Source organism: Sphingobacterium sp. SG20118, from assembly GCF_044740685.1.
Lineage (GTDB): Bacteria > Bacteroidota > Bacteroidia > Sphingobacteriales > Sphingobacteriaceae > Sphingobacterium.
The window spans coordinates 3,517,454-3,534,200 of the sequence record NZ_CP172826.1; the positions used below are offsets into that span (position 1 = coordinate 3,517,454).

General features: G+C 37.4%; 19 protein-coding genes. 5 read left to right on the forward strand and 14 right to left on the reverse strand.

What is annotated here, in order from left to right:
• Positions 1–119: 119 nt before the first annotated feature.
• From ACFX5U_RS16205 to ACFX5U_RS16215, 3 genes are all read right to left on the reverse strand, one after another.
• Positions 120–827, reverse strand: coding sequence for a DUF4198 domain-containing protein (locus ACFX5U_RS16205; RefSeq protein ID WP_400261447.1), 708 nt, complete (start codon positions 825–827; stop codon positions 120–122).
• A gap of 289 nt (positions 828–1,116) precedes the next feature.
• Positions 1,117–1,629, reverse strand: coding sequence for a c-type cytochrome (locus ACFX5U_RS16210; protein WP_400261448.1), 513 nt, complete (start codon positions 1,627–1,629; stop codon positions 1,117–1,119).
• Positions 1,598–3,610 carry a ThuA domain-containing protein gene (locus ACFX5U_RS16215; RefSeq protein ID WP_400261449.1) on the reverse strand — a complete coding sequence of 671 codons (2,013 nt, stop codon included), beginning with the start codon at positions 3,608–3,610 and terminating at the stop codon, positions 1,598–1,600. The genes ACFX5U_RS16210 and ACFX5U_RS16215 overlap by 32 nt, the downstream gene beginning before the upstream one ends.
• A 287-nt stretch (positions 3,611–3,897) precedes the next feature.
• On the opposite strand from ACFX5U_RS16215, the gene ACFX5U_RS16220 reads away from it, so the two are divergent.
• The 3 genes from ACFX5U_RS16220 to ACFX5U_RS16230 are packed head-to-tail and all read left to right on the forward strand — an operon-like array spanning position 3,898 to position 7,345.
• Positions 3,898–5,172, forward strand: coding sequence for a DUF1080 domain-containing protein (locus ACFX5U_RS16220; RefSeq protein WP_400261450.1), 1,275 nt, complete (start codon positions 3,898–3,900; stop codon positions 5,170–5,172).
• A complete protein-coding gene (locus ACFX5U_RS16225; RefSeq protein ID WP_400261451.1) occupies positions 5,156–5,326 on the forward strand; it encodes a hypothetical protein in 171 nt (56 codons plus the stop codon). The genes ACFX5U_RS16220 and ACFX5U_RS16225 overlap by 17 nt, the downstream gene beginning before the upstream one ends.
• 48 nt (positions 5,327–5,374) lie before the next feature.
• Positions 5,375–7,345: a c-type cytochrome gene (locus ACFX5U_RS16230; protein WP_400261452.1), complete on the forward strand. Its 1,971-nt coding sequence runs from the start codon at positions 5,375–5,377 to the stop codon at positions 7,343–7,345.
• Between the two features lie 111 nt (positions 7,346–7,456).
• Here the strand turns inward: ACFX5U_RS16230 and ACFX5U_RS16235 are convergent, their stop codons facing one another.
• From ACFX5U_RS16235 to ACFX5U_RS16275, 9 genes are read right to left on the reverse strand one after another with little or no spacing between them, the layout of a single operon-like run.
• On the reverse strand, positions 7,457–8,815 hold the full coding sequence (locus ACFX5U_RS16235; protein WP_400261453.1) for an alkaline phosphatase family protein: 1,359 nt from the start codon (positions 8,813–8,815) through the stop codon (positions 7,457–7,459).
• A gap of 1 nt (position 8,816) precedes the next feature.
• Entirely contained in the window at positions 8,817–9,461 is a 645-nt protein-coding gene (locus tag ACFX5U_RS16240; protein WP_400261454.1) for a hypothetical protein, read from the reverse strand.
• Entirely contained in the window at positions 9,421–10,026 is a 606-nt protein-coding gene (locus tag ACFX5U_RS16245) for a hypothetical protein (RefSeq protein ID WP_400261455.1), read from the reverse strand. The genes ACFX5U_RS16240 and ACFX5U_RS16245 overlap by 41 nt, the downstream gene beginning before the upstream one ends.
• An 11-nt stretch (positions 10,027–10,037) precedes the next feature.
• Positions 10,038–11,207, reverse strand: a complete 1,170-nt coding sequence (locus ACFX5U_RS16250) for a 3-dehydroquinate synthase (RefSeq protein ID WP_400261456.1) — start codon at positions 11,205–11,207, stop codon at positions 10,038–10,040.
• Positions 11,208–11,223: 16 nt separating this feature from the next.
• Positions 11,224–12,108 (reverse strand): UbiA-like protein EboC, encoded by an 885-nt coding sequence (gene eboC / locus ACFX5U_RS16255; RefSeq protein ID WP_280565982.1) that lies wholly within the window; start codon positions 12,106–12,108, stop codon positions 11,224–11,226.
• Between the two features lie 12 nt (positions 12,109–12,120).
• On the reverse strand, positions 12,121–12,921 hold the full coding sequence (locus ACFX5U_RS16260) for a TatD family hydrolase (protein WP_400261457.1): 801 nt from the start codon (positions 12,919–12,921) through the stop codon (positions 12,121–12,123).
• Positions 12,896–13,108: a hypothetical protein gene (locus ACFX5U_RS16265; RefSeq protein ID WP_400261458.1), complete on the reverse strand. Its 213-nt coding sequence runs from the start codon at positions 13,106–13,108 to the stop codon at positions 12,896–12,898. The genes ACFX5U_RS16260 and ACFX5U_RS16265 overlap by 26 nt, the downstream gene beginning before the upstream one ends.
• Positions 13,109–13,119: 11 nt before the next feature.
• Entirely contained in the window at positions 13,120–13,815 is a 696-nt protein-coding gene (locus ACFX5U_RS16270) for an EboA domain-containing protein (RefSeq protein ID WP_280565979.1), read from the reverse strand.
• A 9-nt stretch (positions 13,816–13,824) separates the two neighbouring features.
• Positions 13,825–14,199 carry a transmembrane 220 family protein gene (locus ACFX5U_RS16275; protein ID WP_038699994.1) on the reverse strand — a complete coding sequence of 125 codons (375 nt, stop codon included), beginning with the start codon at positions 14,197–14,199 and terminating at the stop codon, positions 13,825–13,827.
• 580 nt (positions 14,200–14,779) lie between these two features.
• Between ACFX5U_RS16275 and ACFX5U_RS16280 the strand changes: the two genes are divergently transcribed.
• Together ACFX5U_RS16280 and ACFX5U_RS16285 are read left to right on the forward strand one after the other, a co-directional pair.
• Positions 14,780–15,673, forward strand: coding sequence for a pirin family protein (locus ACFX5U_RS16280; protein WP_280565976.1), 894 nt, complete (start codon positions 14,780–14,782; stop codon positions 15,671–15,673).
• Between the two features lie 4 nt (positions 15,674–15,677).
• Entirely contained in the window at positions 15,678–16,070 is a 393-nt protein-coding gene (locus ACFX5U_RS16285) for an OsmC family protein (protein WP_400261459.1), read from the forward strand.
• A 109-nt stretch (positions 16,071–16,179) separates the two neighbouring features.
• Here the strand turns inward: ACFX5U_RS16285 and ACFX5U_RS16290 are convergent, their stop codons facing one another.
• Entirely contained in the window at positions 16,180–16,338 is a 159-nt protein-coding gene (locus ACFX5U_RS16290; protein WP_400261460.1) for a YceI family protein, read from the reverse strand.
• Positions 16,295–16,714, reverse strand: a complete 420-nt coding sequence (locus tag ACFX5U_RS16295; RefSeq protein WP_400261461.1) for a YceI family protein — start codon at positions 16,712–16,714, stop codon at positions 16,295–16,297. Before ACFX5U_RS16295 ends, ACFX5U_RS16290 begins: the two co-directional genes overlap by 44 nt.
• Positions 16,715–16,747 lie beyond the last annotated feature (33 nt).

The window sequence follows — 16,747 nt, forward strand, 5'->3', positions numbered from 1 at the left end:
TTGTAACACTTTAGGAGATATACTACATGCTTAACGTAGTAGTAAAGGCAGCCTAATTACCGTTAGACTACCTTTGGCGCCATATTAGAATTACCGTTCTATATGGCGTTTTTTCTTTTTTATTTTACCTGAAAACTTGCTGTAAGTCCCTGCCAATTCTTACTATAGCTTTTATCATTCCAATTTCCTGATTGATCGGCCATATGACTATTTTCGATGACATAGGTACCTGGCCAAATTGCCTCTGCTTTAATTTTACCTTGATGATCTGTTTTATAGCTTTTGCTCCATCCCTTTGGAGACATCACTAAAATTTCTTCATTAGCTACTGGACTGTTGCCACGCAATAATTGAATTTCTACTTGATCATTTGTTTTAAATACTTTGTTTTGGAATATGAAATGAGCTGACAAAGGAACTGCAGAATATGCAGTGCCCTTACCTACTTGAATGTGGCTTTGCGCTAAAAATTCATACCGTGTAGTTCCACCAAGTTCTTTCGCAGGATGTGAGACGAAAATCTGATAAACTCCTTCTTGGACAGGAACAAAACTAGCTTCCAAATAATCTCCCTTGTCCGTAAGTTTCAACTCAGCTTGATTGTCCGGATTTACAAGATTCAGTTTTAACTGACTTAAATCCGAATACCAGTCTTTAGTCTTTTCTATTTCTCCACTTGCGTACTCACCATAATAAATTCGGATAGTATGAGATTGGTTCTTGATACCCATTGGATTGCTTTCAATCCAGATCGCGTGAGCTTGTACCATTTGGTTACCGCCAAAAAGTACGATCATCGCGACTAATAGTTGCTTAACGTAATACATTCTTATTTAGATTAATTAAAGATAATGAACAAATATACAAAGATTGACAAAATATCCAAATCAATTTATTATTTCTATTAAATCATTTCATCTCAGAGGAAACCCAACTGTGGTGTTGGGTGCATAAGCGATCATTTAGATAATGAGGTCGCAAACAATATTAGATCTCATTTAAAAAAAATCCGTCCCTGCAATTTTTCCATCACTACACATCGCAACAAAAAAGAGGTTGTATCTTTTGATACAACCTCTTCATTTACCCGTAAATTTAATGATTTGATACGATCACTTATAAGGATAGTATCCATTTAACAATTTCATTTGCTTCATCTTCTTTTAGTGATGGATGTGCTGCCATAGCTACCTCACCCCAAACACCGCTACCTCCATTAATGATTTTATGTGATAGCAGTGCTACTGCATCCTTATTATCTTTATAACGTTTGGCGACTTCTTTATAACTAGGTCCAACAGACTTCTTATCCGTTGCATGACATGCTTTACAATCGGATGCTAATACCAAAGCTTCTCCTTTAGGAACATCTGAACCTTCTTTATGTCCCAAAGATCCATCTGCTTTATCTAAATCTTTATAGGTGGTATCACTAGATGATTTCCCCCCTGCTACAGTAACAGTTTTATTCACACGTTTTGAAGGCAATTCTCCTGCATTATAATCGATTCTTGATATCCCAGCATCTGCATTTTTACTGAACCAACCATTACCATATTCCAAGATGTATATTTTACCATCTGGACCAACTTCCATATCAATCGGCGAAGCCAATTTTGTATGGGGCATAAAAGGTTTCCATTTTATCAAAATCACCATTTGGCAACATCGTCACGACTTTGATCCATCCACGAATCCAATCATAAATAAATAATTTTCCATCATAATAATCTGAATAACGACTTTCTTTTGGATAAAGATCTGAATAGTATACCGGACCAGTCATAGCGTTACGGCCACCCGAACCCACTTGTGGAAAATCTACAGACTCACCATATGGATACCAGATAAAAGCAGGTTGTGCTGGAGGTAATTCTTTAATACCACTATTATTGCGGGAGTTATTGACCGGCTTTTGAGGATCAAATGCTTGGCTACTTTCTCCTGTTTCATAATTATAAGGATTGTAGGCATAATTATTACCTACGAAAAATGGCCAACCGAAAAATCCAGCTTGACGCGCTTGATTCACCTCATCGTAACCCCTCGGTCCTCTACCCAAACTATCTGCGTTGGCATCTGGACCTACTTCTCCCCAATAAAGAAAACCTGTTTTTGGGTCGGTGGAAATTCGGTATGGATTTCTGTTCCCCATGACATAGATTTCAGGTTTTGTATTTGCTTGCCCCTCTGCAAATAGATTTCCTTTCGGAATCTGATATGACCCATCCTTTTCTACCTGTATTCGTAAGATTTTACCGCGTAGGTCATTGCTATTCCCTGAACTTCGTGCAGCATCGTATTGCTCATGTCCAGGACGATCATCGCGAGGGGAATAACCGTTACTCACAAATTTTTGATCTTTTTCATCAAATGGAGTTGAGTTATCACCTGTGGATAAATATAGATTTCTGTCTTTACCAAAAGCAAGAGAGCCACCAGTATGACAACAGATATCGCGTTGTGAATAAAACTGAAGCACTACCTTTTCCGACCCCATATCAAGTTTATTATCTTTAAACTCAAATCTTGATAGACGATTAACAGAGGTATCCTTAGGACTATAAAATGCATAAACATAATGATTATCGGCAAAGTCCGGGTCTATTGTCAGTCCCATAAAACCTTCCTCAGCATTCACATTAGGGGTTTCTGTTTTATGATATACATCTAAAAAACCTACCTGACTTACTTTTTTTGTTTCCTGGTTATAGTGGAGCAACTCGCCACGGCGTTGCGAAACCAAAATATCAAGATTTGGTAAAATAGCCATTTCTGTTGGTTCAAAAAACTCACCGACTGCTAAAGAAACTTTAGTAAACCTTTCCTCTTCTGGTACTCGTTTTGTCTTGGCTTTAGTGTAATCCAATACGTAGTTATCTCCGATAGCATATTCAATACCTCCTAATACGTGCTTAAGAAATAAATCATCTGTATAATCTTCATCTTGATGTCCTAAACCAGTATAAAAGGATCGCCCACCATCAAAATCATGGTACCATGCCATTGGTGTTTCGGTCATTTTTTCAGGATTAGCGTAGACCTTTTTATCGATTGTCATCAACACATTAATCTGTTTGTACAATTTTTTAAAGACATACCATTCATCGGTATGTACCCAGGTATCAGGTAAAAACTTTGTTGCAGGATGCTTTTTATCTAGTATCGTTAATTCCCCTTCCTTCACTTCAGGGTGGGTAACAAAATACCCTCCTACCAACCTTCCGTACCATCCCCAGTCATATTCAGCATCAGCGGCACCATGAATACCTACGAAACCTCCTCCAGCTTGTATATAGCGTTCGAAATCAGCTTCCTGATAACTATTCAATAAATCGCCCGTCGTATTAAGGAAAACAACAGCAGAATAGTGCTTTAAAGAATCTTCTGTAATCCAATCTGCATTCGTGGTGGTATCTACGTCAAAATTATTTTCGAGCCCTAACTTTTGAAGGGCAACATTTCCCTTTTCAATAGAGTTATGATGGAAGCCAGCCGTTTTACTAAAAACCAATACGCGAGGTTTTCCAGGTCGCTTATCGTGGCAAGAACTTAGAACTGATATAAAAATCAGCAGTAAGAAGATTTTTGACAAAAATGTTTTAATCATAATTAATCTTATTGGTTGTACTATCTTATTTTTGAATTTCACTATTACTAGCATAATAATTTGCCTTAAAGGTGCAATTATATTTTCGCTCAAACTAACGCTATTTTAACCAAAATATATATTATTTTGATGGCTCTTTTTTTTTAGCTATGCTATTCCGTAGGCAATGTACTTAGATCATTGCTCAATATTTATCTTGATGATTATTATATTAAAATTTTTACAAAGAAAATCCTTTTAGCAAAGACTAAATTGCTACATTTATGGTTTAAAACCTAATACTCAATATGAAATTAAACTACTTGAAGTTCGGAACAACCGGCTTATGCTGGTTATTTGGAACGACATTGTTAATGGCTCAACAACTAACCGATCAGTCAGAAATTAAGCTTAACGACCTATCAGCCTTCAATGCCACAGGCAAAACTTGGATTATTGCTGAAAAAGTAATAGCTGATCCCAGAAATGAAAATGAATTAAAACCATTAAAGGGGTCGGGCATTCTTGTCAATTCAACTTCAACGAAGATGAAGGGTTCTGACTTGTTTACGAATGCAGTTCATGGAAATATGATTCTTGAGCTGGATTATTTAATGGCTAAGAATTCAAATTCAGGCATCTACCTGCAGGGAAATTACGAAGTGCAATTAAGAGACTCTTGGGGTGTCCTAAATCCCTCTTCATCAGACAATGGTGGTATTTACGAACGCGTAGATGATACTAGACCTGAAGGTTACCAAGGTTATTCTCCCCGTCAAAATGCGAGCAAAGCACCAGGTCTATGGCAACACTTGAAAATTGCATTTCAAGCGCCGCAGTTTGATGCAGCTGGAAATAAAACTGTCAATGCCAGAATATTAAGCGTTGAACTTAACGGCGTCTTGGTTCAAGAAAATGTTGAATTATTTGGTCCAACAGGTGGCGCTGCAGATAAAGAAAAGGCGCTAGGTCCATTACGTCTTCAAGGGGACCATGGCTCAGTAGCTTTTAAAAATATTAAAATATCAAAAATAACGGACGACCAACTTAATCCAAGTAATAAAGGCGGCGATACTACCGACCCTATCTATATCGATGCGCCTACCAATACGATGATAAGAAGTTTTGTCAATTATGCCCCAAAAAAACTTGCTGTACATGCCATATCTGTAGGTTCACCGCAAAAAACGCATTATAGCTATGATTTAGATAATGGTTTATTATTACATGCATGGCATGGCGAATTTATCGATGCTACCCCGATGTGGGATGGTAGAGGTAACGGTACTTCTAGAGCTCGTGGAGCGATTACTTCTTTTGCAAAAATAGCTGCACCTGCCGTAGCGCAACTTACTAATGCACAAGCAACATGGCCAACAGATAGTACAGGAACAGGTTTTAAAACTAAAGGATATGTTCTCGATAATGAAGATAGACCACAATTTAAATATAATGTATATGGTGCTGGAGTTACAGATATCATAACAGTTTCAAATGATGGTAAAAGCTTGAACAGATCCGTGAGCATTGACAAGCCAGTCTCAAATCTTTATTTTTTATTGGCCAATGCCAGTTTCTATTGAAGAGCTATCAAAAGGCTTTTACCTTATGGATGGGCAGTCCTATTATCTAGAATTTGATAAAGGTGCTCCAAAACCTATTATTAGAGATGCTAATGGTGGTAAAGAACTCATCATCCAACTTGACAAACAATTAAATTATTCTATCTCATTCTAATCGAGAGAGCACAATTATTATATGAAACACACTTTTAGAATGCTAGCAATGCTAGCTTTGAGTTTTAGTTATACCATTTCGCAAGCTCAAGAAACACCAAAAGAAGAAGATTTCTTTAAGATCATGAAAGTAAGGATGCCTGAGGGACCTGTGTTAGAGGTAGGTGGGCTAATTACTTTACCAAATGGTGATCTAGGCATATCCACCCGTAGAGGTGATGTATTTATCGTAGAAAACCCTACCAGTAACAGACCTTACTTTCGGAAATTTGCAACTGGTCTTCATGAAATATTGGGTCTTGCTTATAAAGACGGTGCACTATATGTGGCTCAGAGAGGTGAGCTAACGAAACTCGTGGATAAAAACATGGATGGTAAAGCCGATGTTTATGAAACTGTCTATGCATGGCCAATAAGCGGACACTATCACGAATACAGTTTTGGTCCTAAAATAGCTGCAGATGGATCCTTTTTTGTATCTGGTAACGTCGCTTTTGGAGACGAAGAATGGTGGCGTGCAGAAAGTCGTGTACCGATGCGCGGTTGGATTATGAACATTACTGAGGATGGAAAAATGCAGCCTTGGGCAGCAGGAGTACGTTCTCCGGCAGGTATCAATGTTATTGACGGACAGCTTTATTATACCGAAAACCAAGGTGATTGGGTAGGTTCCGGAGGTTTATGGAAAGTAAGTAAAGGTGATTTCATGGGGCACCCTGCCAGTTTGGTATGGACCAAAAGACCAGATTCACCGTTAAAATTATCATCTGAATCCTTTTATTCTAAAATAGATGAACGTCGCATCAAAAATGATCAAGGAAGATACATAAAACCTGAAAATAGAGTCAACGAGAATTTCAAAACAGTTTATGAAATGAAAAAAGAAATTCCTGAAATTCGCTTACCATCAGTTTGGCTTCCACATGGTATTCTTGGGATTTCAAATTCCGAACCTGTAAAAATTCCCCAAGGAGCATTTGGTCCATTTGAAGGTCAATTATTGGTTGGTGATCAGGGAATGAGCATTATCTCGCGTGTATTCCTTGAAACTATAAATGGTGAAGAACAAGGAGCGGCATTTATGTTCAGAAGTGGGTTTCGTTCAGGCGTATTGAGACTCGCGTGGGGACAAGATGGTTCATTATTTGTTGGTGAAACTAACCGAGGATGGGGTTCTGCAGGTGATGCAAATGAAGGACTGGAGCGCTTAGTGTACAACAATAAGATTCCATTTGAGATGAAAGCTGTAAGAGCAATGCCTGATGGTTTTGAAATCGAGTTTACCCAACCTGTTGATTTAAATTCAGCTCAAGATTTAGCTTCGTATAGTATTGAAAGTTTTATTTACAAATATCATCCTGTATATGGTTCACCTCCTGTTAATAAAGAGACTTTAAATATAAAAGGTGTTAAGGTTTCTCCCGATGGACTTAAAGCTAGAATTGTAGTAGATGGTCTTCGTGAGCATTATATCCATACCATTAATGTGGATGGTATCCGTGAAAAGCAAAACTTTTACTCTATTGTTCACCCAGACGCTTATTACACTTTAAACGCAATACCTAATGGAGAAAAATTAGCTATAAGCGCATTGAGTACTAAAAACTCTGCAAATGATCCTGTGGTGGAGGTTACTGCAAAACCGATCGATAAGGTTGCAACAACCAATAACAAAGTTGCGACAGCAAAAAAGACTGCTGAAGTAAAGACGAAAGTAAACGAGGTAAAACCGAAAGTAAACGAAGTGAAAACAGCTACTAAAGCGCCAACTTATGCTGAGGTAAAGGGGTTATTGACAAGTAATACTTGCTTGGCCTGTCATAACCCTACAAAAAAGCAAATAGGACCATCTTTCACAGAAATTGCTAAACGTAAATATTCAAATGAAAAGATTGTGCAGCTCATCTATAACCCTAAGCCTGAAAACTGGCCAGGTTATGCTACAGAAATGCCTCCTATGCCTCAAGTTTCTAAGGCTGACGGATTAAAAATTGCAGCTTATATTAACTCATTAAAATAATAATGATACTAAACAAGAAAGCCATTCCTAAAAAGAATGGCTTTCTTGTTTTATATGATGTCCTTTTAGTTTCGATTTTCTTTAAAGCGAACCAATAGTTCCGTAATATGATTATTTTCCACTATGTAAAGACTTCCAAATTAAATCGTAAACTTGAGTCGCTTGTATATTGCCTGTGTGTAAACTTGCGTCAGTTATTAAAACAGGATGAAATTTCTCTGGTGTATTGACACTTCCATGCGACCCCTTAACCAAGTTAGCATCTAATGGTATCACATCCATTACATAACGAAACCCTGCTTTCTTTCTCAAGAGTTTATACAAAGCCCGAAACTTGGAAGACATAAACATTTCCACAGGATCATACCCTGGCTTTTTATGGATATCAACACATCTTGCATAATCAGGAGCTTTGGCATCATCGAGCCAGAAATAATAAGTGAACCAGCTTTCTGGAGATGCAACCAAAACAAAATCACCCGCACGTTCATGTGCTATCCCATACTCCTCTTTCCCTTGCTGATCCAGAACTTGAGCAATCCCTGGTGTTCTATCCAAGATCTCTTTCACCTGAGCCACTACTGACTGATCGTTGATATAGACATGCGCTACCTGATGATCCGCCACGACAAAGGCTTTGGAAGCTCCTGCATCTAATAACTCTAGACCGCGCTCCATACGTATTTGTAATAATCCTGCTTCTCTAAAGATTCGATTGATATGTATGGGATTATTTACTGGTACAATACCATACTCGGAAAGTACGATAACATTCGCTCCTCTGTTTTCATAGAATACAACCAGTTCTCCGATCAAGGTATCTATTTCACCAAGTTCCTTACTGATATTGTTCCAATCATTGCCAAATTTCTGTAAGCAATAGTCCAAATGAGGTAAATAGATTAGCGATAGTGTAGGATCATAAAGCTCATCTGTAATCATGGAGGCATCGGCAATCCATCTGCTTGATTTGATATTGGCACCAGGTCCCCAAAAATTAAAAAGAGGAAACTGACCCAGTTTTTCTTGCAAAATATCACGTAACTCTGCTGGTTCTGCATAACAATCTGGCAGTTTTCGACCATCGGCCAAATAATTGGGGCGTGGCGTAACGCTATAGTCAGCATTCGAATACATATTGTACCACCAAAACAGATTGGCACAAGTAAAATTTGGGTCTTCTTTTTTGGCTTTGTCCCAAATCTTTTCCACGAGCACCAATTTGTTGGATTGCTTCCAGAATTTAATTTCCGAATCAACGTCATCATACCAACCATTTCCAACAATACCATGCTCTGTAGGCTGTTTTCCTGTCAGATATGTTGACTGTACACTGGTTGTTAATGCCGGTAGCATGGGAGCTATTGCAGCTAAATTTTTCTCCTTTAGATACCGTTCTAAAAATGGGGTATGCTTTCCGATTAAGTTTGCAGATAAACCAACTACATCGATTACAACTGTTTTCTTCATCTTATACATTCGTTTTTATTACCCACTCCAGTTCATTACTAATAGATTCTGCAATGGGTATTTTTAATTGTTCTGGTAGTACCTCCCAAGTGTAGGTCTCCACTTCTAAATGATCGGTAAAGGGTTCGCTTTTTTGCAGCTCTAATAATTCGATGATATCTTGTTGTGTGGACTGTAATGCGCCAATATCTTGTACAGATATAGGGACATGGAAGTGGGCACGCCATTGAATCACATCATGATGATCAAAATCTGCTAGTGCAGGTGTTAGGTCCGAATAGCGTATCACTTGACCATCACTTTTAAGGGCTACTACTTGATGTAGATAAGTCGGTTCATTAAACTTTTGAAAACTATTTTTAATAGCTGCTCTTTGTTCTATAGATTGGTCCAAATTTGCTTTTAAAGCTGCAGATATTTGTATTTTACCCACTCGAATTCCTTTCGCCTTTAGTTCTTTTAACACGACAGCGTGATCTTCATAACCGATTGCAAAATGGCAAACATCATAGCAAAGACAAAGGTGTCTCTTAATCAATGATTCGGCCTCAATTGCAGTGATACCAAATGATGTTGCAATGTCTTGAACAGCAATCGGGAGTAAATCATTCGTATACCAATCGATAAATTCTCGCCCTGTTTCCAATATCCCATCCGGTTCCGGTTTCCAAGTCGAGATGCATGATTGTACCCGTACTTTCTGCAATCGAAATCAATTCCTTTATTACTTCCACTATATTTAAGGTAGCAATCCTTTTTGCCTCCATAAAATCAGCAGTGGTCTTAAACCAGTGTCTATAACTAAGCGGAGATGTCGAGATACCACCAGTCATTCCTTCGGCTAATAAAGACTGTAGAATGGTAAAGAGTCTTATCGTATAATCTTTACGCGCATCAGTAGTCCAATCTGGTGTATGTACATCCTCTTTGACTACTGTACGATGAAATTCGCCATAAGGAAAACCGTTCATCGTAAATACATAAGCATCATTTTCTTTCAACCATTGCTTGAACTCAATTAAATTATCTTCCTTAACGAGCTCTAAGCTCGAAATATTAGATAATCTAAGTCCTATTCCAAGTGGCTCATTTTTTGAAACAGACTGTTTGATAAAGGAAAAATTATCCTTTAAAGCTTTAAAATCATCGTCCCAATTTTTTCCTGGATGGATATTTGTGCAATATGTTAAATGGCCTGTATTAACTTTCATTTTCTACTAATTTAATGATTTAAGCCAGCTGTTACGCTGGTAAAATTTAAGACATAGTTACTCGCTGCTATCAATAACTGATGGTCCATATGATGCACCTCTTTCCCTGTCCCTAGGTCAGTTAATAGCGTGATGGTCAACTTACCCCCAAGATGCTCCTGAAACTCCGTTAAACCACGAAGTATAGGTGATTCTTGATCATTAATCTGAATTAATGGATTAGAAATATCAAATGATAGATGATGCAATACATGCAATATGCGCAACAATTTATCCTCTGTTAATAATCCGCTTAAGAATGAATAGGCACTATCCAAAGCGATACCCATTGCTACAGCCTCACCATGCAAAACATGAAAATTGCTTAATTGCTCCAATTTATGTGCGCTCCAATGACCAAAATCCAAAGGTCTCGCAGATCCCATTTCGAATGGATCTGCAGATGCAATATGATTTAAATGTAATTCAGCACAACGTACAATCAGATAGTTCATGGTATCTAAATCACGAGCAACCAATTTTGTCGCATGTTCTTCAATCCAATAGAAAAATGTTGGATCTTTTATCAATGCAACTTTAACAGCCTCTGAAATACCTGACCGCCAATCTCGATCCGTTAATGTTAACAAAAACTGATCATCATTGAACACTGCAGAGGGGGGCGCGAAAGTTCCTAAGAAATTTTTCTTTCCTTTATAATTTATGCCATTCTTAACACCGATACCAGAGTCATTCTGCGAAAGTACGGTTGTTGGTATGCGGATATGCTTGATTCCACGGTGAGATACAGCCGCCGCATAACCGACAAGGTCGAGCACTGCTCCACCACCAATTGCAGCTATGTAAGAATGGCGATCAATACCGTAATGATCCACCGCTTCTACTAAACGATCAAACAGGGAAGTGTCATTCTTTGAGGCTTCTCCTCCCGGAATAACCAAAATCTCTTGGATCAGCTGAACCTCTTGTTGTTGTTTAAAATAAGCTTTAATACGAGGCACTAAATCAGGGTGTGCATCAGCTACCCCCTGATCTAATACAAAAAATATTTTCCGTAAAACATCGGTAGGATTCCCTTTAAAAAAATCTATTAAAGTAGGATTATCGATGTCAAATAACGATTTAGTAAAATGTATTTTATATTCAAATTTTACACTAAAGGACTGTTCTAAAAAACTCATAATTAAAAATCACTAATTAAGTAACAGCGAAAGCTTTACTTAGTAAAATGGATAATGGTAATAAAAAAATGATTGTCAGCGCAATTTTCCAATCTGCAAAAACACTGGCCCAAGCCGCATTCATTAAAATCAAAGCAATCACACCGGCTTTAACTGCTTTTCCGATATTGGGTCCTATAGGGTTATTTATTGCTTTTATAAGTGGCTTAAAAATCATCCATGCAAAGGGTGCAAGGAATAAAAGGGTGACGGCAATATCTCCTTTGCGAACTGCAAAAAATAAGATACAAGCTATAACAAAGGCATAAAGTATAGCAGCGAAATAAAGCATTCTTTTACTTCCTCCATGTACTTCATCCCTACTTATCATCGTGATAGAAGCAATATAAATAATAGGTACAATGGCCAAAAACCACCATTGACTCACTTCGGAACTAATGATGCTGACACCAAGTAACAGGTTTAATCCACGACAGAGCCCCATATTTAGGGGACCTAAAATAGCATGGTGTTTCGCCCATTTATTATACAGTAAACAGGCCACCATAATGGATATGGCAAGTACAGTTGTCGTCGCACCAATAAAAGTAGCGGTCCCAACCCCTATAAGGAAAAATATTGCTCCAAAAATAGTTGCACCTCTCTCGCTGATCAATCCACTAGGTATAGGACGTTCGGGACGTTCTACCCGATCTAGATTGGCATCGAAGACATCATTAAAAATAATGCCGCCACTATACAGACCAATTGTTGAAATACAAAGTAGTATAATTGGCAATGGATCCTCCCAACCTATTGTTAACAAGTAACCTGATATCGCTATACCAGCAAGTACATCGGCTACTGCAGTTACAACATTTGCGGGTCTCATTAACCTGATATAGCCTATTAATTTTTCCAATGCAATACCTAATTAAGTAATGATAATCGAGTTTTTATCAATTCGTGGTTGCTGTCCACCACGTAAAATAGAATTACTCGCAAATTTTTGAGATTGATCAATATTCTTAACGGATATAAAATCACTTTCATCAATCTGCCCGCTTTGACTAAAAGCCGTAATTGCATTTCGGAAACTGACAAGTTCGATGTCACTTAAACTAATGCCAGATTTTTTCATTAAAGCAGCAGTTTTAGGTACGGCAAGTGGATCAGAAATACCCCAATCCGCAGCTGAGTTAATCATAATCCGCTCTGAACCATATTGTTTCACAATATCTACCATACGTTCATTGCCCATTTTCGTAAATGGGTAGATTGTAAAAGCAGCCCAAAAACCCCTGTCTAAAACCTCTTTAACAGTCTCTTCATTATTATGATCGACAATCACTGAATAAGGAGAGAGACCATGCTCAATAGCAATATCCATACTACGCTGCGTACCTCTTTTCTTATCTCTATGCGGTGTATGAATCTGTACAGGTAATCCTGCCTCTTTGGCAAGCTCCAACTGCAATCTGAAATATTTTTCTTCCGCAGCAGTCTGATCATCAAAACCTATTTCACCAATACCAACCACTCCTTCTTTAAAAATAAACTGAGGCAATAGTTCCATTACCTGTTCAGCCAACTTTTCATTATTAGCCTCACGCGAATTTAAACCTATCGTACAATAATGCTTAATACCGAACTGAGAAGATCTAAATCTTTCCCAACCGATCAAGCTACTATAATAATCCGTAAAACTATCAATTCCGGTACGCGGCTGACCCAACCAAAAAGCAGGTTTCTATGATAGCCACGATACCTGCATCTACCATCGCTTGGTAATCATCCGTTGTCCGTGCAGTCATATGGATATGTGGATCAAAAAATTTCATTCCACTAATATCATTTAAATCAAGAGCGCTTTGGTTTCTTTCTCCTGCATTTCTTTCTTGGAAATTGTCATTACAGCACATAATTCGTTATTTTATTTTCCTAATTCTATTAATTGATAAATTTCTGGATGAACTGTTCTATGGGCCGCTAGACGTTCTTCAACATAATCGTTTAAGGTACACGCTAGGGCCTGATTCGCTCTTTCTTTTAATCCAGTAATTTGGTTAACATCTTTTTCAGTAAAAAAAGCTTTTAAAACCAATTGGTTCCATGCAGCTTCGGTAAGTGTCTTTGCAGGAAAGGGATTGTGATACATAATTGCATCCAATACCGTTCCTATGTTAGAACGAATTCCTTCTTCACATCTGCTAACCCATTCTTCGGTATAACTTAAGAAAGGCAGAGCTGAATAAAGTGCAATCAGTTCATTCATTTCCGAAGCGATAAACAAGTTATTTATTTTATGGAGATAAACCTCTTTATTATGATCCGGTAACTGCATCAACAACCATACACGAGCCAGTCGATCCGAAGACCATTCCTGCAAAGAAAAACCAGGTAATAATGTACTTATTTCCACGGATTCTTCGGGCTGGATAATTACCTGATTTTTACCTAACATCCTTGGTATTTGTGAAAAACTTTGATTTAACTGGAGTGTTTTTTCTTCTGTTTTAATCGCCTCCACCTTAAGGTTCAACCAAGACCATGCATCCAGAGTCAGGTTTTGTTTAAGAATCTGTTGAAACAGCTCATTGAGTTGTTTTTTTCTCTCTAAATCGATCATCGATATCATTTACAAATTAACAGCAACAAAATAGTTTATAGCCAACGCAGCAGCAACAATGAGAAGACCGAAAAATTCTCTCGTTTTCTCAATATAAGGTTTAGTAGCTTGCATACTCTCCACCAGACTTGGCGTTCGGTATTTCATCAACCAATCACGAACTCCATCTTTTGCAAAAAAGAGGATAACAGCATAAATAAGATAAAATACAATAGCACCAAGATATATAAATGGATAATAAAGATCAAAAACAGTCAACCCACAGCAAACGGATGCCAGCATATATATTGGTATCCATAGCCATGAATCTTTATCATTGAGATTTACATATGCAAATCCAATAAATGCAATGCAAAAAATAATATTTAAAACGCTTAGCATCATAAAGTTAGGTTTAGTCAATGAAATTCCATCATTTCTTTAACACAAATAAACAGATTATTAATCTGATTTATACCGTCAAATTGTAAAAAAATTAAGACGAATGTCAAATTACCATTAACTAGATGCTTAAACAAGCAATCATCAATTCTTTAATTTTATCTTTTTCTAGTTATTTCTAGTTCCTTCTCGCTCCGCTCTCCCCTATCTGTTCATGTAATTCTTTACTGGTACTAGAAATAAATAATATACACTATTTTCTTTTTTAAGCAATCAACAGCAATCTTGTGGTTGGTAAATGGAGATTAAATCGTTCAGAAATCTATTGACATATCGCTTATCGCTCGCATTCTTTAAAAAAGCTTTCCATGTGCATCCAAATCGAATGGAATAAGCAATCCTGACTTTCTTAATCTAGATCAATGATTTAGAGCAATGAAACGACTATCTTTAGCTTAGTAAATAATGAAATCGTCGAAAATTGTACAATATGATGTTATTTAGTTGATTTCAAGATTTGCTAAAATGTAAACTTAAGTACAATAAAACTGTTTAATACTTTAACGCGTAAAAATAGAATAATATGTCAAATATAGGAGTCATTATAGAAGAGCGAGCCGCAAACATCGGTAATTTTATGGTCGGTCGTCTCCTTCCATTCCGTCAAAAAAGAATGGTCGGGCCATTTACATTTATCGACCATATGGGGCCAGCTGCATTGAATGAATATGAAAATCTAGATGTAGGTCCTCACCCCCATGTTGGACTATCAACTTTAACTTATCTTTTTGAAGGCGCCATCATGCATCGCGATAGCCTAGGTACCGAAATGGAAATAAAACCTGGAGCCGTAAATTGGATGACTGCTGGAAAAGGTGTAACACATTCGGAGCGAACCCCAGAATATTTACGCCATACCGACAAAGTATTACATGGGTTGCAGATCTGGGTAGCCCTTCCTAAGGAACTGGAAGAATGCGAACCTTCGTTTGAACACACCAATGCAGAAGACCTTCCGCATTGGGAAGATCAACAAGGTGTAAACTACACGCTAATTGCAGGAGAAGCATTTGGAAAAAAATCCCCCGTATCTGTTTACAGTAAACTGTACTTTATCGAAATAAAATCAAAAAATAAAGCAAAAGTCAGTATTGGTAAAGATCTCTATGGCGAATCGGGACTTTATATCTTGGAAGGTAGTATAACAGATAATGGAACAATTTTCGAACCCAAACAACTCCTTGTAGCTAAAGATGCACAGTTGTGCGAATTTGAAATTGGTGAAAATTCGACTATTTATATTTTTGGAGGAGAGCCATTGCCTGAAGAACGTTATATCCTTTGGAACTTCGTGGGTTCTTCCAAACAAAGACTTGAACAGGCCAAACAAGACTGGATCGATAAAAAATTTCCACCCGTTGCCAATGAAACTGGCTATATACCACTACCTGATTTTTACTTAAATAATAAAATATAAAAGCATGAACACCGTAAAAGCAACTATAGGATCCGATAAATACAAAACCACAGTTATCGCAGGAAAAAATAACATTATTGTTGATGAACCTACTGAAAAAGGAGGTCTTGACTTGGGTTTTCAGCCGTTAGAACTACTAGCTTCTTCGCTTGCTTCTTGTACAGCGATCACGCTAAAAATGTATACAGACCATAAACAATGGGCAATTGAAAAATTTCATGTAGTAGTTACCGTAGAACAATCTGAAGATAAAAAAGAAACAAAATTAATCCGGAAAATTAGTTATGAAGGTAATATTGATGAAAAACAACAAGTACGGTTGGAAGCAGTCGCGAATACTTGTCCAATACATAAGATTCTCCATTCACAAATAAGTGTAGAGACAATAATATTATAACTATAATTTGGTAAAGTAAAAGACTTATAGGGATAAGCCTTTTACTTTTTTTCAATAATTGAGCAATTAGTATGGCAATTGTGGCACGGTTCATGAGTTCCAAAAGGACTTAACTTTGCCTTACAATTTGTATTTCAGCATTGATTCTTACTTCATCACTTACAACGATATTACCCGCCTCGGTTACCGCATCCCATGTTAAACCGAATTCCTTACGGCTTAACTTACCAGAGACTGAGAAACCCCGCTTTCGTCTGTCTATACCCATCGACTACAATACCACCAAATACTACGTCTAACGTAATCGTTCTGGTAACACTCCCTATTGTCAATTGGCCAGTTAATTGGGCATCACTGCCTATTCCTTTATAGTGCGTACCTAAGAATTTCAAATATTTGTTTTCTACACTATTAAAAAAATCGGCCGACCGCAAATGTTCATCGCGCTGTATATCATTGGTATTAATCGAATCGATTTCAGCTACAAATACAATCTTTTGGGCTGTATTAAAATCGTCGGAAACGGTCTCTACCTCAAGGTCAAATTTCCCAAAATAACCTGTCACCGTCGTAATCATCAAGTGCTTTACTTTAAAAGACACCTCACTGTGACTTGGGTCAACCAACCATTTTTGTGTAATCATAATCTGATATTTTTAATATTTATAAATAAATGA

What these genes read in the sequence shown, in the direction of transcription:
- ACFX5U_RS16205 (WP_400261447.1), bottom strand. Translation starts at nt 827, where the DNA reads ATGTATTACGTTAAGCAACTATTAGTCGCGATGATCGTACTTTTTGGC.
- ACFX5U_RS16210 (WP_400261448.1), bottom strand. Translation starts at nt 1,629, where the DNA reads ATGCCCCATACAAAATTGGCTTCGCCGATTGATATGGAAGTTGGTCCA.
- ACFX5U_RS16215 (WP_400261449.1), bottom strand. Translation starts at nt 3,610, where the DNA reads ATGATTAAAACATTTTTGTCAAAAATCTTCTTACTGCTGATTTTTATA.
- ACFX5U_RS16220 (WP_400261450.1), top strand. Translation starts at nt 3,898, where the DNA reads ATGAAATTAAACTACTTGAAGTTCGGAACAACCGGCTTATGCTGGTTA.
- ACFX5U_RS16225 (WP_400261451.1), top strand. Translation starts at nt 5,156, where the DNA reads ATGCCAGTTTCTATTGAAGAGCTATCAAAAGGCTTTTACCTTATGGAT.
- ACFX5U_RS16230 (WP_400261452.1), top strand. Translation starts at nt 5,375, where the DNA reads ATGCTAGCTTTGAGTTTTAGTTATACCATTTCGCAAGCTCAAGAAACA.
- ACFX5U_RS16235 (WP_400261453.1), bottom strand. Translation starts at nt 8,815, where the DNA reads ATGAAGAAAACAGTTGTAATCGATGTAGTTGGTTTATCTGCAAACTTA.
- ACFX5U_RS16245 (WP_400261455.1), bottom strand. Translation starts at nt 10,026, where the DNA reads ATGAAAGTTAATACAGGCCATTTAACATATTGCACAAATATCCATCCA.
- ACFX5U_RS16250 (WP_400261456.1), bottom strand. Translation starts at nt 11,207, where the DNA reads ATGAGTTTTTTAGAACAGTCCTTTAGTGTAAAATTTGAATATAAAATA.
- ACFX5U_RS16265 (WP_400261458.1), bottom strand. Translation starts at nt 13,108, where the DNA reads ATGTGCTGTAATGACAATTTCCAAGAAAGAAATGCAGGAGAAAGAAAC.
- ACFX5U_RS16270 (WP_280565979.1), bottom strand. Translation starts at nt 13,815, where the DNA reads ATGATCGATTTAGAGAGAAAAAAACAACTCAATGAGCTGTTTCAACAG.
- ACFX5U_RS16275 (WP_038699994.1), bottom strand. Translation starts at nt 14,199, where the DNA reads ATGATGCTAAGCGTTTTAAATATTATTTTTTGCATTGCATTTATTGGA.
- ACFX5U_RS16280 (WP_280565976.1), top strand. Translation starts at nt 14,780, where the DNA reads ATGTCAAATATAGGAGTCATTATAGAAGAGCGAGCCGCAAACATCGGT.
- ACFX5U_RS16285 (WP_400261459.1), top strand. Translation starts at nt 15,678, where the DNA reads ATGAACACCGTAAAAGCAACTATAGGATCCGATAAATACAAAACCACA.
- ACFX5U_RS16290 (WP_400261460.1), bottom strand. Translation starts at nt 16,338, where the DNA reads ATGGGTATAGACAGACGAAAGCGGGGTTTCTCAGTCTCTGGTAAGTTA.
- ACFX5U_RS16295 (WP_400261461.1), bottom strand. Translation starts at nt 16,714, where the DNA reads ATGATTACACAAAAATGGTTGGTTGACCCAAGTCACAGTGAGGTGTCT.